This window comes from Neobacillus drentensis, from assembly GCF_021560175.1.
Lineage (GTDB): Bacteria > Bacillota > Bacilli > Bacillales > Cytobacillaceae > Neobacillus > Neobacillus drentensis_A.
In genome coordinates, this window is sequence record NZ_CP091110.1 from 3,796,067 (window position 1) to 3,817,154 (window position 21,088).

Sequence of the window (21,088 nt, forward strand, 5' to 3'; positions counted from 1 at the left end):
CTATTCCTCTCCTCCATTGATAAATGCTAGATACTCAGTTTCATTTAAAAGAGATTCCAATTCTTCTGGACTGGACATTTCCACTTCTACTAACCAGCCTTTGCTGAATGGATAGGCATTAATGGTTTCTGGGGCGTCTTCTAACTCATCATTAATCCGAACCACTGTTCCTGAAACTGGTGCGTAAATTTCAGAAACCGCTTTAACCGATTCAATTGTTCCCATGGATTCATCGGCCGTTACGTCATCCTCAACTTGTGGACTTTCCATAAATACGATATCTCCTAACTGTTTTTGGGCATAATCAGAAATTCCAATTCGCACTCGATTTCCGTCTAATTGTAAAACCCATTCATGTTCCTTGCTATATAGTAAGCTTGCAGTCGCGTTTGTCATTGATTATACTTCCTCTCATTATTTAAATTCATTTGTTAATTTCCGCCCAAATCAATCAAGTATAAAAACACATTCTGATACTCTATTAACCTCTTTTATAAAATGGAGTTTTTACCACAATCGCATCAATCAGCTTATTTCGAATTTCCACTTTTAACGTTGATCCTACTAGACTATGTTCTGCAGAAATAAGTGCCAGACCAACGCTTTTCTTTAAAGTCGGTGATTGAGTTCCAGATGTCACAACACCTATCTCTTCCCCACCCTCTGAAAATACCTTATAACCATGACGCGGTATGCCTCGTCCAGTTACTTCAAGCCCAACCAATTTGCGTGCTAATCCTGCTTCTTTCTGGTCTAAAAGGGCGGCTTTTCCGATAAAATCACTTTCTTTTTTCAGTTTCACGGCGAAGCCGATTCCTGCTTCAAGCGGACTAATATCACCTAATAGTTCTTGACCATAGAGTGCTAGACGAGCTTCTAATCGAAGTGTGTCACGTGCACCAAGTCCACATGGCTTTAAGCCGTCCTTACTGCCTGCTTCTAAAAGTTTTTCCCAAAGTGTTTCCGCTTGATCAGCAGCTAAATATAGCTCAAAACCATCTTCCCCTGTGTAACCCGTACGCGATACGAGTACATCTGATACACCATTAAGAACAACATGTTGGGCAAAATAAAATGATCCTATTTTAGATAAATCGGTTCCCGTTAACTTTTGCAAGATCCCTTCCGCTTTTGGACCTTGAATGGCAAGCTGGGCGGTTTGATCCGAAATATTTTGGAGCGTCATTTCTCCTTTTGCCTGTTTCTGCATCCAGTTGAAATCTTTCTCAATGTTGGCGGCATTAATAACGAGTAAATATTTTTCTTTATCTAGTTTGTAGACTAATAGATCATCGACTGTTCCGCCGTCTGGATAGCACATGGCGGTATATTGTGCTTGATTGATGGCAAGCTTTGTCACATCGTTGGTGACAAGGTAGTTGATGTAACTCTCTGCATCTTTCCCCTCAACAAGCACTTCACCCATATGAGAGACATCAAAGAGTCCTGCTTTGGTTCGGACCGCCTCATGCTCATCTAAAATGCTTGAAAACTGGACTGGAAGTGCCCAGCCGCCAAAATCGATCACCTTCGCACCATATTTTCCATACGTTTCGAAAAGTGGTGTTTGCCTTAATCCTGTTTCCATACTCATCCTGTTTCCCCCTATTATTTCCTGCAGAATAGTCGTTCTTTTACTTGTTTACCAGTTTCAGTCGTTGCCAGTCCGCCTAGTGCGGTTTCACGCAGTGTCCGAGGCATTTCTTTTCCGACCCTATACATGGCTTCAATGACTTCATCACAAGGAATACGACTTTCAATCCCGGCAAGTGACATGTCAGCTGCTGAAAAAGCGATGGAGGTACCGATTACATTCCGCTTAATGCAAGGAACTTCCACAAGTCCTGCTACTGGGTCACAAACCAAACCCAAAAGTGACTTCATCGCTATGGCCGTTGCATTTACAGCTTGCTGTGGTGTGCCCCCTTTTAGCTCAACAATGGTTCCGGCGGCCATGGCCGTTGCCGAACCGACCTCCGCCTGGCACCCCCCGGCTGCTCCGGATATGAAGGAACGGTTTGCGATCACATAGCCGAGCATGCTTGCCGTAAACAGCCCCATGACTACCTCTTTAAACGGCGTCCCATCATTTTTTTGAAGTGAAAACAATACCCCTGGCAAAATGCCGGCTGCCCCGGCAGTTGGCGTTGCTACAATGACACCCATTCGCGCGTTGTTTTCTGAAGTAGCCAACGAAAAGGCCATTGCATTGCTAATATAATTTCCTGACAAGGATTTACCTTGATTCATATAATCATTCATCTTTACGGCATCACCGCCGGAAAGTCCGCTAGGGGCGGCTGAAGAGTCCTTTATACCGCAATCAACCGCTTCTTTCATTTTGAGCAGCCGCTCTTCCATCATGCCAATAATGGTTTCTCGGTCTTTGCCTGATCTTTTTACTTCCATCATCAACATCATGTCACCAATGGATTTATGTTCCCTTTCACAAGCGTCGATCAGCTCTCTCATTGATTGAATTTCCATTATTTTGCCCCCATCAGTTGTTTCCTTTTCGGTTGATAATGACGAGCAAGAGCGGCAAAATCATCGCCGGCACTCAAACGGATATCGACCATTTCGTCGTTAATCATAAAGATTTTCGATAAACCGCCACCTAGTGATACGCCGCCCACTTTTACAACATATTCCTCCCATTTTGCTGTTACAATTGCTATATTTGGATGGTCATAATACTCACAGTCCTCTGCAAATTCGAACCTGTATACCATCCCATCCTTTTTAGCCCAATCCAATGAATTTTTTATTCGTGAATCATCCGTATCCATCCCAAGTAATCCGCCAAGAAGTGCTTTATCTGTTCCATGACCTTGATAGGTTTCAGCAAAAGAATCATAAAAGACAATCTTTGCTTCTTGCGGACCATTTCCCAACAATTCGTAAATAAATTTCCCGATCGATACGACACCAGCTGTATGAGAACTGGACGGCCCCACCATAATCGGACCTATTATGTCAAAACAACTTTGAAATTCCATTCAAATGCCCCTTTCTTATACGGTGATGGCTTGTTCAAATAACGGGAAAGCGTCACAAATGGTTTTCGTTGTTTCCTTTGCTTTCTCAAGCACGACTTGGTCCCCTTTACTCTTTAGAACAGCTGCAATGACTTTTCCGATTCTCACCATTTCGTCCTGCTTCATACCGCGTGTCGTTAAAGCCGCTGTTCCCATCCGGATACCGCTTGTCACAAACGGCTTTTCTGGGTCATAAGGAATTGTATTTTTATTAACGGTGATGCCAGCTTCTTCTAATAATTTTTCGGCTGCTTTTCCTGTTAAGTTCCATGGACGTAAATCTACAAGAACAATATGATTATCTGTTCCACCAGAGACAAGGGCTGCCCCTTCATTTTTTAATGTCTCGCCAAGTGTGGCTGCATTATCAATAACTTGTTTTGCATATTCCTTAAAGCTTGGCTGCAATGCTTCTTTAAAAGCAACCGCCTTTGCTGCAATAATGTGCATGTGCGGACCGCCTTGGATCCCAGGGAACACTGATTTGTTAATCGCTTTAATGATTTCTTCGTCATTTGTTAAAATAATTCCGCTCCGCGGGCCTCTTAATGTTTTATGAGTAGTGCTCGTTACAACATCAGCATATGGAACCGGCGACGGATGCAGTCCGGCTGCAACCAGCCCGGCAATATGCGCCATATCGACCATGAGCTTTGCGCCAACTTGATCAGCAATTTCTCTAAAACGCGCGAAATCGATCTTTCTTGGGTAAGCACTTGCCCCGGCAATAATCAATTTTGGTTTTTCTTTATTTGCAATTGCTTCTAGTTCATCATAGTCAATCAATTGAGTATCCTCTCTAACACCATAGGAGACAATGTCAAACCATTTTCCTGAAACACTTACAGGGCTACCGTGAGTTAGGTGCCCCCCTTGCGAGAGATTCATTCCCATCACTTTATCACCAGGTTGAAGCAGTGCGAAGAATACCGCAAAATTGGCCTGTGCACCTGAGTGCGGTTGGACATTTGCATATTTGGCGCCAAAAAGCTGTGTTACGCGGTCTATTGCTGTTTGTTCTGCGACATCGACCACTTCGCAGCCGCCATAGTAGCGCTTCCCTGGGTAGCCTTCCGCATATTTATTGGTCATCACACTTCCCATTGCTTCTAACACATCAGGGCTCACGAAGTTTTCAGATGCAATCAACTCCAATGTTTGAAGCTGGCGCTGCTGCTCATTCCTTATTGCTTCAAAAATAGTTGAATCATTTTGTTGTAATCCCATCCCTACTCCTCCTTGAATATCGCTCAAACTACCCTTTCATGTGTCAAAATGGAAAATGGAACTCTTATTTTCATTATCCATACACGACTTTTTTGCACGCAAAAAAGGACAGAAGAAGGGTAGCTTAAAAGCTCTTTGTCCCTTCTCTGTCCTTTTACCTGAGAGTTTAGTTCTGTGAAGAACATCCCCTTTGGTGGCATCTCTTTTTATGCGCTCTCCAGAGTTGCGTCCAGCTGTGGTTCCATCTACCTGAGAGATTTATTCCAAGGGTTTTTTTGGAACTTGCTCCTTCGGTGGCGTGTAAATCTTGCACTCTCCCACAACTGTCATCCGCTCTATTTTTTTGTTATTTTCAGAATAGTTGTTAACGTAATCCAAGTCAAGTGTTTTTTTGAAAACGGTAACAAAAATTTACGTTACGGTTTAATATCTACTATCGTTTCCTGATTTACTTGATCATCCTGGTTTGCTTTCATACTCCTTATCTTATAAATGCCAATTAGCATAATAAACCAGACTGGAGTAACAAATAAAGCAATACGAGTATCTTCTGCAAGAGCAAGCACAACAAGAACAAAAGCTAGGAAAGCAAGGATTAAGTAATTAGAAAATGGATATAGCGGCAATTTAAACTGGTTGACTTTTGCCAAATCCGGTCTAGTTTTACGGTATTTTAAATGGCTGATGACCGTAATTCCCCAAATAAAGATGAAACATACTGTAGAGATACTGGTGATTAGGGTAAAGACTCCTTCCGGCATAACATAGTTCAATATCACAGCAATGAGAATCACTACAGTTGAAAAGAACAATGCATTTGAAGGTACTTTACGTGAAGTAAGCTTTGCAAATGAGCCAGGAGCATTTTTATCTTTTGCAAGTGAGTATACCATCCGGCTAGTACTGAAGACCGCGCTGTTACAGGCTGAAGCTGCGGATGTTAGGACGACAAAATTGACAATACCTGCAGCAGCAGCAATGCCAACTGCTACGAAAACTTGGACAAATGGACTCTTCGCTGGATTTATCGCGTTCCAAGGATAAATGCTCATGATGACCACTAGCGCACCAAGGTAGAAAAGAAATACTCGAATGGGGATATTATTGATTGCCTTTGGAATCACTTTTTCCGGATTCTCGGTTTCACCTGCTGTAAGTCCTACAAGTTCAATGCCTACAAAGGCAAATACGACCATCTGGAAGGAGAGTACAAATCCATTGATTCCATTCGGGAACATGCCCCCATGTTTCCACAAATTCGTGAAAGCAGAAGGTCCTGAATTCGTAGAGAAGCCTTTAAGAATCATGAAAATACCAACTACTATCAGGGCGATAATCGCAATGACTTTAATTAAAGCAAACCAGAATTCCATTTCACCAAAAAGTTTAACGGTTGTAAGGTTCATAATTAATAGAATCACAAGAGCAATTAATCCTGGCATCCACTGTGGAACATTTGGAAACCAATATTGGGTGTAGAGACCTACTGCTGTTAAGTCAGCCATGGCAATAGAAATCCAGCAGAACCAATAGGTCCAGCCAGTGATAAAGGCTGCCATATTGCCTAAATAGTCTCTTACAAAGTCAACAAATGAATGATAGTCCAAATTGGATAAGAGAAGTTCGCCAAGGGCACGCATGATTAAAAAACAAATGGCCCCCGTAATCATATAAGCAAATAAAATCGATGGTCCTGCTAAATGAATAGATTTTCCTGCACCGAGAAATAATCCCGTTCCGATGGCTCCACCAATAGCGATTAGTTGTACATGCCTGTTTTTTAGGCCTCTTTCCAATTTTTGTTCCTTCATTCGATTTCCCCCTTTACTTATCAGGGATATTTACAATTTATTGTTGAGTTAAATCTTTTAAATTTAAATCCTATTCATTGTAAATTCCTATCCCAATCAAAGTTTAATAGAATCGTACCCGTTAATCACGTTAAAAAAGCGCTTACATTTTAGATGAAATAAATACTTACTAGGTCATGTAGTTCCATTGCAGTCAACTAGAGACTTATTCCTTCCTAGATTTTATAGCACAATCCTCCTTTTTTTAATTTGTACTATCTTTCCCAAACAAAAAAAGACAGGGGGAAAGATAGATATTCTTCTATCGTTCCTCTGTCCTTTTACCTGAGAGTTTAACTCCTTTGGTGGCACATGGCTCTCTCCAGAGACGCGTCCTATTATGGTCCTTTTACCTGAGAGATTGTTACCCCCTATTTGGGGACTTGCTCCTTCGGTGCCAAACAATATGTTTGGTCTCTCCCATAATATTCATCCGCTAGTATAGATTTCATTTACATACTACTCTACGAAAGAGATGATGTCAATTAAATATTCTGAATTTAATAATTATTTTGAAAAAGTATATCACTATAGAAATATATGTCATTTTCCTACTTTAATCTTTTTATTGCTTTATTTTTAAATCTATGTTTGTGCGATTGTTTTTCAAGGATGCCCCTTTACCATATGTGTGGACTCACGACCTTGTTTGTTTTCATTATTTTAGGGCTTTACTTACTTTTAACTTCTTTCCTTTTATAGTTGTATTCTCCATCGCTTGTAAAACGACGAGCCTTTCCCATTTAGTATATCAACATAGGACATTTGATCTTGGATCGTAATAATCCCAATATCCTCTGCAGTTACTCCAGGGATTTTCGCTATTGTTCCGACAAAATCTACCGCTCGAAGCTTCTTCTTTTTTCCACCGTTAAAATATAGTTTCATGATATCTTTTTTCTTTCGTGCGGCAAAAAATAAGGTGCTATCTGGATTTTCAACGACAGTAACGTCTTTCAGGAGGGAAATTTTTTCATCTTCCTTCACTTCGATTAGACGATATTCTATTATATCTGTTATGATCCCGCTAGCCTCAATCTCTAGGGATTTTAGCTTTATAGGTACGCCTTCACAATTGAACCTAAACTTGAAATATCAATAGGTCATCAAGAAATTGTTATATTCTTAAAGTAAATAAAACCCGATAAACTTTTTGTATATAGGGAGGATGTTACGGTTAAAGGCACTGTTTCAGTATGGTTGGCATAACTCCTGCTCGTTAGTTGTAGGGGAAAAATAGAATCTAAATTTATTTTGTTCTGTTGGCAATTAAATGGGTAGTAACATTAACCTTTATAACTAATTTAAGTTCCTCTGAGGCTCAATCTGCGACATCGTAATCTAATATAATTTTGGAAAAAATATATTAGAACAAACACTTTATGTTAACCCATAAGTGAAGATAATTAGGTCTTATCTTTACTTTACATAATATAATTATTATTTAAAACTAATCCTTAGGAGGTCAATTATGAATTACTTGACTCTTCTTCAAAATATGAATAGTGAACAGTACTTAACCCATTTACAGGAGAATCTAAAAGCTCGCCAACTACTTGATGAAAATCGGAACCTCACTCTTGAAAATAGTTCTGAACAGGATTTTCTTGAATTGTTTTTTCTAGAGAAACTCTTTCCAAAAGGTAAGCGGCTTTCTGCTCATACGGTTAAAGCATATCGTTCAGATGCCAAAACGCTGCTCACATTGATATTAATAATATATATATATTATTAATATCATGAAAAAATTTTATGAACTCTACCTTCTGTTGAGAGAGGTTTAGTCCTGCTCTGAATTCCCAACTGATTACCCATATCAGCCAGCACATTATTCTGGCAGGCCTTTAAACGCGAACTAACTCAATCAGAAATTATAGATAGGAAGGAGGCAAGGATTAAGTTACTAGAAGGCCAGGTGGAATTGTTAAAAAAGCTAGAAACGACAGAAAGGAGGCTGCTAAGCAAAAATCGAAATCTCGAAACAAGTAATATATCTCAATTGATTCATGAGATTTTACAACAAAATGAGTTTAAGCGAATGACGAGGTATTTTTGTGAGCTTTTAGGGGTGTCTCGTTCTGGATATTATAGTTACCTAAAAGCTGCCGACAGCCGTCTTGAAAGAGAACAAAAGGACTTGGAAGCAAAAGATATGATAATGAAAGCGTTTAATCGACGTGGCTATAAGAAAGGTTCACGTTCCATCAAAATGATCTTAAACAATGAATATGACCTTAAAATTAGCAGAAAAAAGATACAAAGAATTATGAACAAGTATCAGATTATTTGCCCTCATAGAAGTTCAAACCCGTATAAAAAAATTGCTAAGGCGACAAAAGAACATCAAGTCGTTTCAAACAAATTAAACAGAGAATTTAAGCAAGGAACTCCAGGAAAAGTATTATTAACGACTATTACCTATTTGCCCTATAACGGTAAGGATATGGCCTATTTGTCAGCCATAAAAGATGCCTCCACTAATGAGCTTTTGGCTTATCATGTTTCAGATCGTATCACTTTAGAAATAGCAACAAAAACCATTGATAAACTAATGAAAAATAAGAAAATTAGTTTAGATTCGAAGGCATTTATCCATTGTGATCAAGGGAGCCATTACACAAGCACTAAATATCAGAAATTGTTAAAAAAACACGGATAAGGACAATCAATGTCTAGAAGAGGAAATTGTTGGGACAATGCCCCAATGGAATCATTCTTTGGCCACTTAAAAGATGAAGTCGACTATCAATCATGTTCATCGTCAGAGGAACTAAAAGCGAAAATAAATCATTACATGGTTTACTATAATAATTATCGTTATCAATGGAATTTAAAAAAGATGACTCCTATTCAATATAGGAATCATCTCTTAGCATCTTAACTCTTTTTTTCATGTGTACTTGACATGGGTGCCAGTTTACATCACTCTGCTACTTCAGATTTTAAAAATCTATATCTATAACTTCTTTAATAGTGCCTGTAACTTGATCACTTTTAAGTAATTGCCCTTCTTTCAAATCGTCCACTTCGTTAGAGTGTGCCATTGCAGGTTTTGTGTTATTTGAATTAGCAGGATCAACAGGACGAGAAGCAAGTTCATTTTTAAGTAGGTTAATCTCACTTAATAGCTCGCTGCGAAAAGATTTTAACAACGTTTGGAATTGATCCTTATCCAATTTTTGCTCACCGATTTTGGTTATAAAATCCCGTATCTCGCTTGCTTGGAAGTACTCCCTCCGAATAGGATCAGCTGCCATACCCGAGGCAAATTCTTGTTTAAGTAAATTGATCTTACCTAAAAACTCTTCACGAAGTGTATCTATTAAGGTTATTGTTTCTTCTTTTTCCGATTTATCCAAATCCTGCTCAACAAGCATCGTAATATAATCCTCCAGCTCATTTGCCTGTGCTTTTTGCTCAAGAAATTCATACACCTTTGGAGAGATTTTCGATGTATTTAAAGTCAACCTTACACGTTCGTTTTTACGTCCTGATTCCAAATTCATTAATCTGAACACATCCGTTTGTAGATTAGAAGCAGTTAAAAAAAAGTTTGATAGAGCGTAAAATGGCGCAAACATTTGTGGACCCAGATTTGAATACATATTGTTTAAACCGAAAGCGGACTTATCACCAAGAAGATGATCTTTGTTGCTCATACGTTCTTCTCCCCTTCTTATGCCAAAACTGCGTTTGTTTCATGCCTGCTTAAAATTTCTAGACCATATAAATTTAACTTTCTTGCATCAAGTAGGAATAGATGATTTTGCTCTCTAATTTCGACTCCATACCTTGTATCAATCGATTCTTCGATGAATTGTTTTAGGATTCCGGCGATTCCACCTATATAAACATATTTATAGACCTTATCTTTTGGTGATGGGAATGTGTTTTCAATTTTCGTTAATAAAATTTGCGTGTACTCCCTTAACGACTCATGAATTTGCTCTGTAAGATCAACTTTTTTACCGCTATTTCCATCCCGTTGTTCCATTTTTGTTTTCTCTATGTTAATGATAATGAATTCTTCAAGTGAGCGAACATCATCAAAGTACTCTAGTAACTTTTCATTTCTCAGTTTTTCGATGTGTTTTAAGTACGAAATGTCAGTGAAGCAGTTCAATGAATCCCTGCTCTTAGGAGCTTGAAGTCCTGCTTGGAGCAAGGCAAGATCAACGGTCCCTCCCCCTAAATCAACAATCAGAGTTTCATAGTTTTTAAATGAATTTGCTTCCTCACGGTCCTGCAAATCAAAATCCTTTTTTATTGCCCAGCGAGCAACTTCGCTTTCAATCCGGCATTTGCTTGTTTCGACGTGAATGGTTACAACTCTTTCTAATCCTGGAGTTAAAATCGCTACTTGGTGCTCCCCTTCGAATCTGCTGGCCATTTTATTTTGCATATCACTGAACTTGTTCGTTTTCTTAAGTAACCAAATAGGAAGCATGGTTGAAAAATAATTAATATTCACTCGGTTATCTTCTTTACTTTCTCCTTTTAATACATGGTAATAGGCAACTGATGCCAGGAACATCACATAGGGAATCTCAGATTGTGTTTTATCATGAAGCTTGTTGATATGAATGTTTCCTAATACCTGTTTTTCTGCTGAATCTCCCACTAGATAATATTTCTCTACACTGTCTATTGTAGTTTGAATGAGCATATTTTGAAGAAGAGATTGGGGGTCATTAAAAGTAGACGGAAAGTGGCCGTCTGCCTTTTCCTTCGTTATTTCTACTACATTTGTAGGAATCTCAAAATAATAACCATCCACCAGGGTTTGAAAGATAGAATTACCAAAATCGACATTCTGACGTTTTATATCCATTTTTTCTCCTCTTTTCATGTTTTTTCCTTATAATAAGTATATATTTTTCTCTTGTACTTGTCTAAATATGCTGATATTTTTTTAGATTAAGATAATTTAATACCTTTCACTTTGTTACAACTCTTCCATGTTCCCTCACACTTTTACGCACCTCCAAATATATAATATAATTTGAAGGTTCTAAACACATACAATTTCATATCTCGGTTTTACAAAGTTAAATATAAAAAATGAGCAAAAAGGCTGTTGAGGTGGGTAGTTATGTAATTGATTGAAAATTTTATTTGGCGGGACTGCGTGGGAATCGAACCCACCAGACCGGGCACGGAGGTCTCAAGCAGTTTTGAAGACTGTGGAGGAAGCATTAGATTATGGAAAACCAGGTTATGATCCATACTTTGGTAAAGGTGAAGCAAATGCTTACTCAGCTTTAACAGGTAAATAGGATAAAGTCAGGCCCATCTCATCGATGGGCCTTTGTCTTGTACTACTCTACGTTATATGTGGATTTAGCCCCTTAAAATAGTGCAATCTACTCTCCATTTCACCATTGATATTCATAAAAATTTCACGTACTTTTCCCCTGAGAAATGGGTCAGTCTCCCTTTGAAGAAGCCTTAGGAACATTCTCCCCTTTTTGTGGAGTGAGACTATTACACATTAAAGCTACATCTATTTAAATCAGGGATTTCTCGGATTCCTTAGTATAATGCAGTACTTGATCAAGATTGCCCTTTTTGAGTTTTACTGCCCATTCTGGATCAGCTAGTATGGCACGGCCAACGGCTACAAAGTCAAATTCGCCTACTTTGATTTTTTCATCTACAATTTTGAGATTGTCTTCTATTGTTACATGATCATTATCCTGATTGCTCAGAAAGGCACGGTTGATTCCGACAGAACCGACCGCAATCGTTGGTTTATTGGTAATTCGTTTCGTCCAGCCGGCTAAGGTTAATGATGGATCTTCATCTTTAAATTCAGGTTCCCATATTCGTCTTGTAGAGCAGTGGAAAATATCTACACCAGCTTCAACCAATGGGGTGAGTAATTGTTCAAGCTCATTAGAGTTCTTAGCTAGTTTAGCTTGATAATCAGTTCCTTTCCATTGTGAATAACGAAAGACAATTGGAAAATCAGGCCCGACTTCTTTCCGGCAAGCCCGAACAATATCTGCTGCGAATTTTGTTCGCTCTCCTAATTCCCCGCCATACTCATCTGTACGTTTGTTCGTTAGTTCCCAGAAAAATTGATCAATTAAGTATCCGTGTGCACCATGCAACTCAATTCCGTCAAAGCCGATGCGCTTCGCATTTGCTGCCGCTTCGGCGCAGGCATCAATCATTTCAGCCACTTCATCTTTCGTTAAAGCCTTTATTTTCTCATTTCTCTGGCCTCTTAAAGTAAATCCTGACGGACTAACAGGAGGTGCATCAATATTTGGTTCACTACCTACTTTTCGGGCAGCACCTACATGCCATAATTGTGGAATGATTTTGCCGCCCGCTTGGTGGACCTCATTCACTACATTCGCCCAGCCATTTAAGGCTTCCTCACCATAAAAACGGGGAATATCGGGGCTCATGACTGCAGCCGGGTGATTAATCGCTGTCCCTTCAGTTATGATGAGCCCAATTCCATTCTCCGCACGTTTTCGGTAATATTGTGCAACATTTTCTCCCGGTATACCTTCTGGCGAAAACATTCTTGTCATTGGGGCCATCACTAACCGGCTAGCTAACATTTCATTTCCAAATGGTACAGATTGTAACAAAGTATGACCTGCGAACTTTAGATCCAAGGCGAGCACTTCCCTTTTATTTATTCGTATTATCCTGCTCCCTTTATTCTATAATTCCACTATGTAAATATAAACTGATTCGACCTATGTTTATACTAATATTAAAAACATAGGTAATTTAGCAGGTTATTTGTAAAACGTCAAAGTAAATTTGTTGCGGTTTTCATTATTCTATTATTTCGATTAAGGTGCAGTTCGGGGTAATCTTTAACACCTTTAACAGATACCGGTGGTCGGGGTCGAACCGACACTCCAGAGGAACACGATTTTGAGTCGTGCGAGTGTGCCAATTTCGCCACACCGGCATGGCAAGTCCATTCGTTTTTTTCCAATATTTTTAATTTCCTTTTCAAGTGAGAAAACATCTTCAATTTCCAATATATAGTTTTAGGAATTGAACCATTGCCGAATAGGTATTTTTCCTATTTTTAAGTTTTTCTAAATGGTGCCCCTCGTCCTCAAAGCGAATAAAATCAACGGGTGATTTCGCGCCTTTAATTTATTAACGATTTGTTCTGCTTCTTCTATAGGTACTCGTGCGTCGTTCGCTCCATGGAGAACCAATAGTGGAGAAGTGATTCTATCAGTATGATTCAATGGGTCAATTCTATCGAAGAATTCTCCGTCTCTTTCTATTGTGCCATATTCTGATTCCCGATGTTTCTTACGCCAGGGGCTTGTAGTTTTAAGGAAGCTTTTGATACTCGACATTCCAACAATATCAATGGCGGCAGACCAATACTTTGGAAAATGAGTAGTCGCGGCAAGAACCATAAACCCTCCATAGCTACCGCCCATTATTGAAATCTTTTCTAAATCGATGTTCCGATTTACAATTAGCCATTCAGCTAAATAAACTAAATCTTGTACTGCGTCCATTCTTTTCCGAACATCATCAAGATGAGTGTACGTTTTACCGTACCCTGTACTGCCCCGAACGTTTGGTGTACAAACTGCATATCCAATGTTTAAAAAGTATTGCAGGATCGGGCTATGAACAGCACGGCTTTGGCTCTCAGGTCCACCGTGAATATAAATGACAACAGGAAGTTTCTTTGCAGGGTTTTTGGGCTGAAAGTAAAAGGCTGGAATCTGGAGATTGTCGAAAGAATGATAGGTGATTAGTTCAGGCTCGATAAATCTCTCCTTCAAATCTGGCGAACGGGATACATATGTAATCCTCTCTGCGTGAATGATCTTAAGATCAAGCTCCCATATATCAGGCGGATATGCCGGACCATTAAATACATATGCTAACTTTTGATTATCAGGTGAAAATTTAAGATTGGAAATAACACCCATTGGAGTTTTCCATGAGTAAAGGGAACTTGTGTTTAAATCAAGGATTACCCCCTTGGAAATTCCCCCTTCATTGATTGTAAAAGCCAGCTTATTTTTATCCTTATTCATTTCCAAACTTTCAAAATCCCACTCTCCTAGTTCCAGCCAATCAAAATGTTTAGTCTGCAGGTTAATAAGTGCAATCCCAAAAAATTCCCTGTCTTTATTTGATAATAAATAGATATGATCTCCATCCTTATTAAATTGGGCATTTTTAAAACTTGCTTCACCTGTATGCTCTGTAATCCAATTTAAGACCCCTGTAGATAGTTCAAGCATACCTAAATCATTGTCCATAGCTGAATTTGTTCTCTCAATTAATAGGGATTTTCCATCATGAAACCATTCAACCACCGCAAACATTCCGTTTTCTCTGTAAACAAGATTAATTTCCATTGATTCGAGATTTTGTATATAAATATCCAAATTTGCCGGATGCCGTCGGTTGCTAGACCAGGCAATCCATTTTCCGTCCTGAGAGTTCCCGTCGTAAATATGCCTATGCTCTGGAGAGTTTGTTAAATCAATCAGCGTACTGTCCTCCTAGAGTAAGAACAATTGCTGATTTTCATTTCCCCCCTTATCCATCCCGATAATGAGATTGGAAGAACCGTTTACTTTTTTAACAAGGGTAATTCTATCCTGAGTAAAAGATAATTGAGCAGGCGAAGCTTCACCTCGATCCAACTCCCATACCTGTGGTACCCCAGTATAATCCGCTATAAAAATTAGCTTTTGTCCATCAAGAGTATATTCTGGATTTTTTGCAGTGCGGGCATTTAAATAATGGTCCAAACTCAATACAGTCATAAAATTCCCCCATTCAAGTTAGAAATAGTAATGCTTCTTTAACAACGAGAACCAATTGAAAGGTCAATAAAACAAACTGAATGAAACTCTCCAATCCATTTTATTTAACAAAGGGGGATTTATTCCCATTGAGATTTTGACGGAATTAATAAACTACTCCATATTTAAATGACCATTTAGCCTCTCCAAGATTATAGGCCACTAAAACGGAAAGCAGTCTTTACATAAAGTGCGGTATATTATGTTTTATCATATATGTTTACATGTAGTTTAATGTTATTTTTAACATATAATTTAAATAGAAGTTAATCTAAATCCATGATTCAATTCATTTTGAGTAATACCTATGAGAGCAGAAATTCAAACACAAAATAGAAGTCTCGGATAATTGTTTTTTGAGACTTTCAGTTACCTAAATTTACAGCTTATTTTTCTTGAGTGAATACTAAGCTTCTTTGCATCTAATACCATCCACAATCATCTCTACAATAATCTAGTAGTTCCCTTACTCTAGTAGTCGTAGACGACGACCAGGTTCAATGATTTTACCTTCTGAAACAAAGGGATAAAGATATCAGCTAGCAAAGAGTTATGAGGATTCTCCTAACTCTGGTGAACCAAATGACATGATTTCGACCATATTCATAATCTTCTTTATACATTGTAAAAAAGAACAGCGAAAATCCGCTGTTCTACTTAAACAAATTAAATGCTATTTTTGTGTTGGATTCAAATAAATCCGTAAATCCTTTTTGTGCAGTTTTAAATTGATTTAAAGCCTCAAAACGAAACTTTTTTTGCTGTTCGATATGATATTTATATGATTGTTGATACTGTTCTTGTGACTGAATTAATAAATTTAAACTTTCTTTGTATGGAGTAGAGGTTAACTGTTGAACACGGTTATGTATTTCATCTAGTTGTGCATTCCACTTTTCGAAAGTTTCGCTTGCTTGTTCCCCGAAAAATTTTTCAACATTGTTCTGTACATAATCGCGAACTTCTTCAATTAACTTTTTCTGTTGTTCCTGTATTAAGTCCATGCCGCCAGCAATTTTCTCCAATGATTCTATTTGTGTTGTAAATGCTTGAAACAAAAGTTTTTCTATCTCTTCTTGAGATGCGGTCACCTTGTCCAAACTGTTGGTCCAAATGTTTAATAAGGATTCACCAAAATTAGTAACGAATTCATTGTTTAATTCCATTATAAAAACCTCCTAATTAATATATAACTATATATGTAAATTACACCTATGTGGGAGGCTTGTCAAATAGATATTATTAAAAGTTCAAAAAATAGAAATAATTTGGTGAATCTAAAAATCCCTTTTTCGAGGCAATAGAAGTAATTCAAAAATTGTTGATAAGATATTAACTATCACCATGGAAAAAAGCACCAAAATAAAGATGATGTGGAAGATATGCTAGGATAACAGATTAGAAGTTTGGAGGGATTCATTATGCAGAGAGAATGGTTTAGTCTTTTTGCCATTGCATTTCTTCTGATGTTTAGTTTTGGTATGGTTGTGCCCCAAGAGTCCGCGTCCGCAGTATCCGAAGGATTCGAATCATCTGTTTCTGAAAGTACAAGTGGGGCCATTCTTAAAAGAGGTAACTGGGGGCCTTCTGTAACAGAGCTACAGAGAAAACTTACATCACCTGGTTATTACACAAGAGGAATTGATGGGATCTTTGGATTCAGTCAATACAGCGAATGCTGTAAGGCAATTCCATTAAGCTCGTCATCTACAAGTAGATGGAATTGTGGGCCCGGTTATGACAAAGCAATCCAAGTATTTTCAGATAAACTTAATTACGATTAAACGGGTGGCCACTCTTATTTAGAAGAGGCGGAACCTGGTACCTGCGAAGCTTATATAAGCATATGCCAAAGTTCTTCCATAGATAAGATGCTACTAAAATGCTATTAAACGAAAATATATAATAACTTTTATTAGATTTGATTAAAAATGCAAGTCGGCTCCAATCAGGAACCGGCTTGCTTCATATATGCGAGACTATTACTCATTTCTTAGTGTTGTAACTCTTTAAGGTGTTGGCTCGCCGCCATTTGCATTTAATGTCTCACCGACGACGTAGCTGGATTCAGGGCTAGCGAGGAAGACATATGCAGGTGCCATCTCTACCGGCTGACCGGGACGGCCGAGTGGCGTCTGCGAGCCAAACTCCTTCAGCTTTGACTGAGGTTGACCGCCGCTGATTTGCAGCGGTTTCCACGCCGGACCCGGTGCGACGGCATTTACTCTGATCCCCCTAGGTGCAACCTGCTGCGCGAGCGCCTTGGTGAAAGTATTAATTGCGCTTTTTGTCGTAGCATAATCAAGAAGTATCGGTGACGGGCTTTAAGCTTGGATGGAGCTCGTATTGATAATGGAGCTACCAGGAGGCATATGTTTAATCGCGGCTTTACAGAGCCAGAACAGTGAGTAAACATTCGTCTAGAAGGTCGAGTCGCGAACTGCTCCGTCGTCAAATTGGAGATGTCCTCCACAAACTGTTGCATACCTGCGACGTTGGCGAGAATGTCGAGTCTCCCGAGCTGATCCACTGTGGCGTGGTCAATGAATATCTAATTGGCAAACTGGCGCAGCTTTTTTCACTACCCCTTGATTCCTTTTAATCTTGTAATTATTCCAGAAAATTTTATCAAGCGAACTCCGCAGTTAAAACCAACTTCATACAATTACAGCAGGAATCCATTATGGATGTGAGTTTATAGATAGCATCACGGTATTTGGGGATCTTATAGAAAATCCTCCTAATAAGAAGGAGGATAAGAACAGCGATATGCTTGCTGGCAGAATAGTATTCAACCATTGGGTGAACAACTCTATTCGTGGTAAATGGACTTTCTTTTCCTTGTCCGTACTTTGAACCCTGCAACATGGATAGTTTGGTACATTCCTGAATAACTTAAAGGACGATATGTGGCATATCGTCCTTGCTTGAGTTCATTATTTAAGGGCTTTACTAACTTTTAACTTCTTTCCTTTTATAGTTGTATTCTCCATCGCTTGTAAAACGAGCGAGCCTTTCCCATTTAGTATATCAACATAGGACATTTGATCTTGGATCGTAATAATCCCAATATCCTCTGCAGTTACTCCAGGGATTTTCGCTATTGTTCCAACAAAATCTACCGCTCGAAGCTTCTTCTTTTTTCCACCGTTAAAATATAGTTTCATGATATCTTGGTTCATTCTTGCGGTTTTATTATTTCTTACAACTCGCCGTCCGCTGATTTTTTCGTCGAAAGCAGCCTGGTTACCAGCAACTTCATGTGGCTTTGGTGCATCCATTATAGGAAGTTCAAAGCCAATATAGCGTTCAATAGCTTTAACGAATTTTCCTTCATACGGTGTCGCAAACGTAATGGCTTTTCCTTCATTACCTGCGCGACCAGTTCGGCCTGTCCGGTGGACATAACTCTCTTTTTCCATTGGAACATCATAGTTGATCACAAGTGTCACATTATCAATATCAATTCCTCGTGCAGCTACATCGGTAGCAACTAAATAACGGAAATTCCCCATTTTGAAACCATCCATAACAGCAAACCGATCTTGTTGTTCTAATCCGCCATGGAGTCTTTCACAGGAATAATTAGATTCTTCCAATTCGGCAAAGACCGTTTCGACGTGTTCTTTCGTGCGGCAAAAAATAAGGCAGCTATCTGGATTTTCAACGACAGTAACGTCTTTCAGAAGTGAAATTTTTTCATCTTCCTTCACTTCGATTAGGCGATGTTCTATCGTATCCGTCGTGATCCCACTAGCCTCAATTTCGACATTGATAGGATTTTTCATGTACTTATGGCAGAGATTTTCAACATCTTTCGGTAATGTTGCCGAAAATACCATTGTTTTTCTGTTTAAAGGGAGTTGATTAATAATGGCTTCTACTTCATCAATAAACCCCATATTAAGCATTTCATCCGCTTCATCTATTATTAGATACTTTATTTTATCTAAAACCAGAGTTTCTCTTTCAATATGATCGATAACACGTCCTGGGGTACCAACAACTATATGAGTTTTTTGTTTCAATTCTTCTTTTTGTTTCGTAAACGGTTCTTTTCCGTAAACGGCCATTGCTTTGATCCGTTTAAACCTTCCAATATTCGTCATATCTTCGCGGACTTGAACAGCCAGCTCCCTGGTTGGTGTCAGGATTAAGGCCTGTGGCAATTTTTCCTCCCATTCCATCATTTCGCAAATAGGAATTCCGAAACTCGCAGTCTTGCCGCTGCCTGTTTGCGATTTTACGACTAGATCTTGATTTGCCAATGCTAATGGAATGACTTTACGCTGAACCTCTGTCGGAGCTTCATATTTTAACACCTGTAAAGATCTTCTTATTTCGTCGCTTAAATTATAATCCTCAAATTTTGTTTCAATCATGTATTAACCTCGTTATATTGTATTATCCGGCTTATCAATAGGATTCTCTCAAAGAAATATCATATGCATAATCTGAATATGGTTCATTATACTTGAAACTTTCGCGAATATAAACGATTCAAACTGGTCTTATAACGATTTGCCCTCTTTTGTGAACTTCCTCTTCTTCAACGAATATCCTGGTTGATACTGTTTTCTACCCTTCTTTTTACATGGCTTCCATGATAAAAAGCCTCTTTTGCATTATTGGGTTTCCCAACATAGCAAAAGAGGCTCCACAGTCTGTTTGATTTTAGTCCCCTACACAGTCTATCTGTAAAACGGCTATTTAAACCAAATTATTCAATGCACCCAAAAGTGATATATCAATACCTTGGCGGTACTGCGCGGGAATCGAACCCACCAGACCTGGCACGCAGGTCTCAAGCATTTTTGAAGACTGTGTATTTATATTACGATTTTGTTAGTGCTGAAAGTACAGTTAACCCTAGGGACTGAATAAGTTTCCGCATCTTAGAAACTATGTATATGATCTAATCTTAAAAACATTATTTTTATTAAAGAATGATCATACACAATTTATTGAAACCCCCGGTATTATAAAAAATATTTTGAATTTTAGCCCTAAAAAGAAGATTTTTTTTATTAGAATTTAACATTATTAAAATCTATAATTAGATTAAATTATTGGTTAGTTGTAATTCTTTACATAAAAATGAAAGCGCATTAATACAAGCGTCCGGAATGTTTTTATTGATATCATAATATAAAAGGTACTCATTTTTTTAAATAAGGAAGTGATGTTATGGATGATGAACAACTTTTAACCTTCATTACTGTATTTGAGTTAAATAATTATTCGCGTACAGCAGACCACTTGAATTTAACACAGCCCGCGGTAACGGCAAGAATTCAAAAACTAGAAAATGAACTAGACTGTAAATTATTTTACCGTGACGGAAAAAAAATCCTATTGACTCAGGAAGGAACTGCCCTGCTTCCATATGCGCGTAAAATATTAAACTATGTAAAAGAAGCCAGACAGGTGATTGAAGGTATTAAAACTCCAACGATTACCATTGGATTATCACCTGCCATCTCTGTTTCGATTGTCATAGAGGTTTTATCACTGCTGCGCAAAACAAGTGAGTTTTCGTTTGAACTAGTGGAAGCAGCGGACTCTGTAGAAGTTTCTAAAATGATTGAAGATGGGTCAATCGATATAGGGCTGGTAAGAGATGTAATCCCATTTACAAATCTGGAATCTGAATATATTTTTCATGAAAAGCTTGTTTTTATTGTTGGAAAAGACCATCCATTAGTAGGAAAAGCTAAAATTTCCAAAGACGATCTTATTGACCAAACGATGATTTGCTATCGTAGGGAAACAGCCTTATGGCGAAAAATTGATGAAAGATTAATCGGAATAAGAAATCTAAAACGAATTGAAGTTGGCGGATTCGAAATGGTAATATCGATGATTAAAAATAACTGGGGTTTTAGCGTCGTACCAGAACTAATTCTAGCTAATCACACAAATACACACAATAAAGATTTATGTACCGTCCCTTTTGCTGAATTTAAAGATCTCACTTATAATATTGCTGGAATATATAAAAAGGATTCTCCAAAATTAGAAAGGCTTCTTCTGTTCCTTCATACTTTTGAAACTATTTTAAAAAATTTAAAATCTATTTAAATAGGTATAAGCTATGGATCAGCAATAACAAAGGACATTCCATTTAAACAGAAATGTCCTTTGTTATAAA

General features: G+C 38.3%; 19 protein-coding genes, 1 tRNA gene, 1 pseudogene and 3 riboswitches. Of the genes and pseudogenes, 5 read left to right on the forward strand and 16 right to left on the reverse strand.

Features of this window, described 5'->3' with window-relative positions; translation table 11 throughout:
* The 7 genes and pseudogenes from gcvH to L1999_RS17725 form a co-directional block, all read right to left on the reverse strand.
* Positions 1-396, reverse strand: coding sequence for a glycine cleavage system protein GcvH (gene gcvH / locus L1999_RS17695; RefSeq protein WP_235739758.1), 396 nt, complete (start codon positions 394-396; stop codon positions 1-3).
* 85 nt (positions 397-481) lie between these two features.
* Positions 482-1,594 (reverse strand): glycine cleavage system aminomethyltransferase GcvT, encoded by a 1,113-nt coding sequence (gcvT, locus tag L1999_RS17700; protein ID WP_235739759.1) that lies wholly within the window; start codon positions 1,592-1,594, stop codon positions 482-484.
* A 14-nt stretch (positions 1,595-1,608) separates the two neighbouring features.
* Complete coding sequence (gene sdaAA / locus L1999_RS17705) at positions 1,609-2,487, reverse strand: L-serine ammonia-lyase, iron-sulfur-dependent, subunit alpha (protein ID WP_235739760.1); 879 nt, start codon at positions 2,485-2,487, stop codon at positions 1,609-1,611.
* Complete coding sequence (locus tag L1999_RS17710; protein WP_235739761.1) at positions 2,487-2,999, reverse strand: serine dehydratase beta chain; 513 nt, start codon at positions 2,997-2,999, stop codon at positions 2,487-2,489. The genes sdaAA and L1999_RS17710 overlap by 1 nt, the downstream gene beginning before the upstream one ends.
* A 15-nt stretch (positions 3,000-3,014) precedes the next feature.
* On the reverse strand, positions 3,015-4,265 hold the full coding sequence (gene glyA, locus L1999_RS17715) for a serine hydroxymethyltransferase (RefSeq protein ID WP_235739762.1): 1,251 nt from the start codon (positions 4,263-4,265) through the stop codon (positions 3,015-3,017).
* Between the two features lie 226 nt (positions 4,266-4,491).
* Positions 4,492-4,595, reverse strand: a riboswitch (glycine riboswitch).
* An 86-nt stretch (positions 4,596-4,681) separates the two neighbouring features.
* Positions 4,682-6,076 (reverse strand): amino acid permease, encoded by a 1,395-nt coding sequence (locus L1999_RS17720; RefSeq protein ID WP_235739763.1) that lies wholly within the window; start codon positions 6,074-6,076, stop codon positions 4,682-4,684.
* A 310-nt stretch (positions 6,077-6,386) separates the two neighbouring features.
* A riboswitch (glycine riboswitch) is annotated at positions 6,387-6,443 on the reverse strand.
* A gap of 3 nt (positions 6,444-6,446) precedes the next feature.
* Positions 6,447-6,548: riboswitch (glycine riboswitch) on the reverse strand.
* Between the two features lie 225 nt (positions 6,549-6,773).
* A pseudogene (locus L1999_RS17725) lies at positions 6,774-7,015 on the reverse strand (DbpA RNA binding domain-containing protein); the annotation flags it as partial.
* 571 nt (positions 7,016-7,586) lie between these two features.
* On the opposite strand from L1999_RS17725, the gene L1999_RS17730 reads away from it, so the two are divergent.
* The 3 genes from L1999_RS17730 to L1999_RS17740 all read left to right on the forward strand — a co-directional run bounded on the left by L1999_RS17730 (position 7,587) and on the right by L1999_RS17740 (position 8,996).
* Positions 7,587-7,850 (forward strand): hypothetical protein, encoded by a 264-nt coding sequence (locus L1999_RS17730; RefSeq protein WP_235739764.1) that lies wholly within the window; start codon positions 7,587-7,589, stop codon positions 7,848-7,850.
* 138 nt (positions 7,851-7,988) lie between these two features.
* Entirely contained in the window at positions 7,989-8,774 is a 786-nt protein-coding gene (locus L1999_RS17735) for an IS3 family transposase (RefSeq protein WP_275677711.1), read from the forward strand.
* Between the two features lie 9 nt (positions 8,775-8,783).
* Positions 8,784-8,996 (forward strand): IS3 family transposase, encoded by a 213-nt coding sequence (locus L1999_RS17740; protein ID WP_235739766.1) that lies wholly within the window; start codon positions 8,784-8,786, stop codon positions 8,994-8,996.
* A 61-nt stretch (positions 8,997-9,057) separates the two neighbouring features.
* On the opposite strand, the gene L1999_RS17745 is transcribed toward L1999_RS17740, so the two are convergent.
* The 7 genes from L1999_RS17745 to L1999_RS17775 form a co-directional block, all read right to left on the reverse strand.
* On the reverse strand, positions 9,058-9,774 hold the full coding sequence (locus L1999_RS17745) for a hypothetical protein (RefSeq protein WP_235739767.1): 717 nt from the start codon (positions 9,772-9,774) through the stop codon (positions 9,058-9,060).
* A gap of 17 nt (positions 9,775-9,791) precedes the next feature.
* On the reverse strand, positions 9,792-10,946 hold the full coding sequence (locus tag L1999_RS17750; protein WP_235739768.1) for a ParM/StbA family protein: 1,155 nt from the start codon (positions 10,944-10,946) through the stop codon (positions 9,792-9,794).
* A 676-nt stretch (positions 10,947-11,622) separates the two neighbouring features.
* Positions 11,623-12,747 carry an NADH:flavin oxidoreductase gene (locus L1999_RS17755; protein ID WP_275677031.1) on the reverse strand — a complete coding sequence of 375 codons (1,125 nt, stop codon included), beginning with the start codon at positions 12,745-12,747 and terminating at the stop codon, positions 11,623-11,625.
* Between the two features lie 224 nt (positions 12,748-12,971).
* Positions 12,972-13,052, reverse strand: a tRNA-Leu gene (locus tag L1999_RS17760).
* Positions 13,053-13,185: 133 nt separating this feature from the next.
* The gene (locus L1999_RS17765; protein ID WP_235739769.1) at positions 13,186-14,514 is read right to left on the reverse strand and encodes a S9 family peptidase; all 1,329 of its coding nucleotides are present in this window, start codon (positions 14,512-14,514) and stop codon (positions 13,186-13,188) included.
* 117 nt (positions 14,515-14,631) lie between these two features.
* Entirely contained in the window at positions 14,632-14,898 is a 267-nt protein-coding gene (locus tag L1999_RS17770; RefSeq protein ID WP_235739770.1) for a TolB-like translocation protein, read from the reverse strand.
* Positions 14,899-15,590: 692 nt separating this feature from the next.
* Positions 15,591-16,103, reverse strand: a complete 513-nt coding sequence (locus L1999_RS17775) for a hypothetical protein (protein ID WP_235739771.1) — start codon at positions 16,101-16,103, stop codon at positions 15,591-15,593.
* A gap of 255 nt (positions 16,104-16,358) precedes the next feature.
* Between L1999_RS17775 and L1999_RS17780 the strand changes: the two genes are divergently transcribed.
* Positions 16,359-16,721 carry a peptidoglycan-binding domain-containing protein gene (locus L1999_RS17780; protein ID WP_235739772.1) on the forward strand — a complete coding sequence of 121 codons (363 nt, stop codon included), beginning with the start codon at positions 16,359-16,361 and terminating at the stop codon, positions 16,719-16,721.
* 225 nt (positions 16,722-16,946) lie between these two features.
* Here the strand turns inward: L1999_RS17780 and L1999_RS29890 are convergent, their stop codons facing one another.
* Complete coding sequence (locus L1999_RS29890) at positions 16,947-17,249, reverse strand: SDR family oxidoreductase (protein WP_430540045.1); 303 nt, start codon at positions 17,247-17,249, stop codon at positions 16,947-16,949.
* A gap of 624 nt (positions 17,250-17,873) precedes the next feature.
* Entirely contained in the window at positions 17,874-19,319 is a 1,446-nt protein-coding gene (locus tag L1999_RS17790; protein ID WP_235739773.1) for a DEAD/DEAH box helicase, read from the reverse strand.
* Between the two features lie 805 nt (positions 19,320-20,124).
* Here L1999_RS17790 and L1999_RS17795 point away from each other — a divergent pair.
* The gene (locus tag L1999_RS17795) at positions 20,125-21,018 is read left to right on the forward strand and encodes a LysR family transcriptional regulator (protein WP_235739774.1); all 894 of its coding nucleotides are present in this window, start codon (positions 20,125-20,127) and stop codon (positions 21,016-21,018) included.
* Positions 21,019-21,088 lie beyond the last annotated feature (70 nt).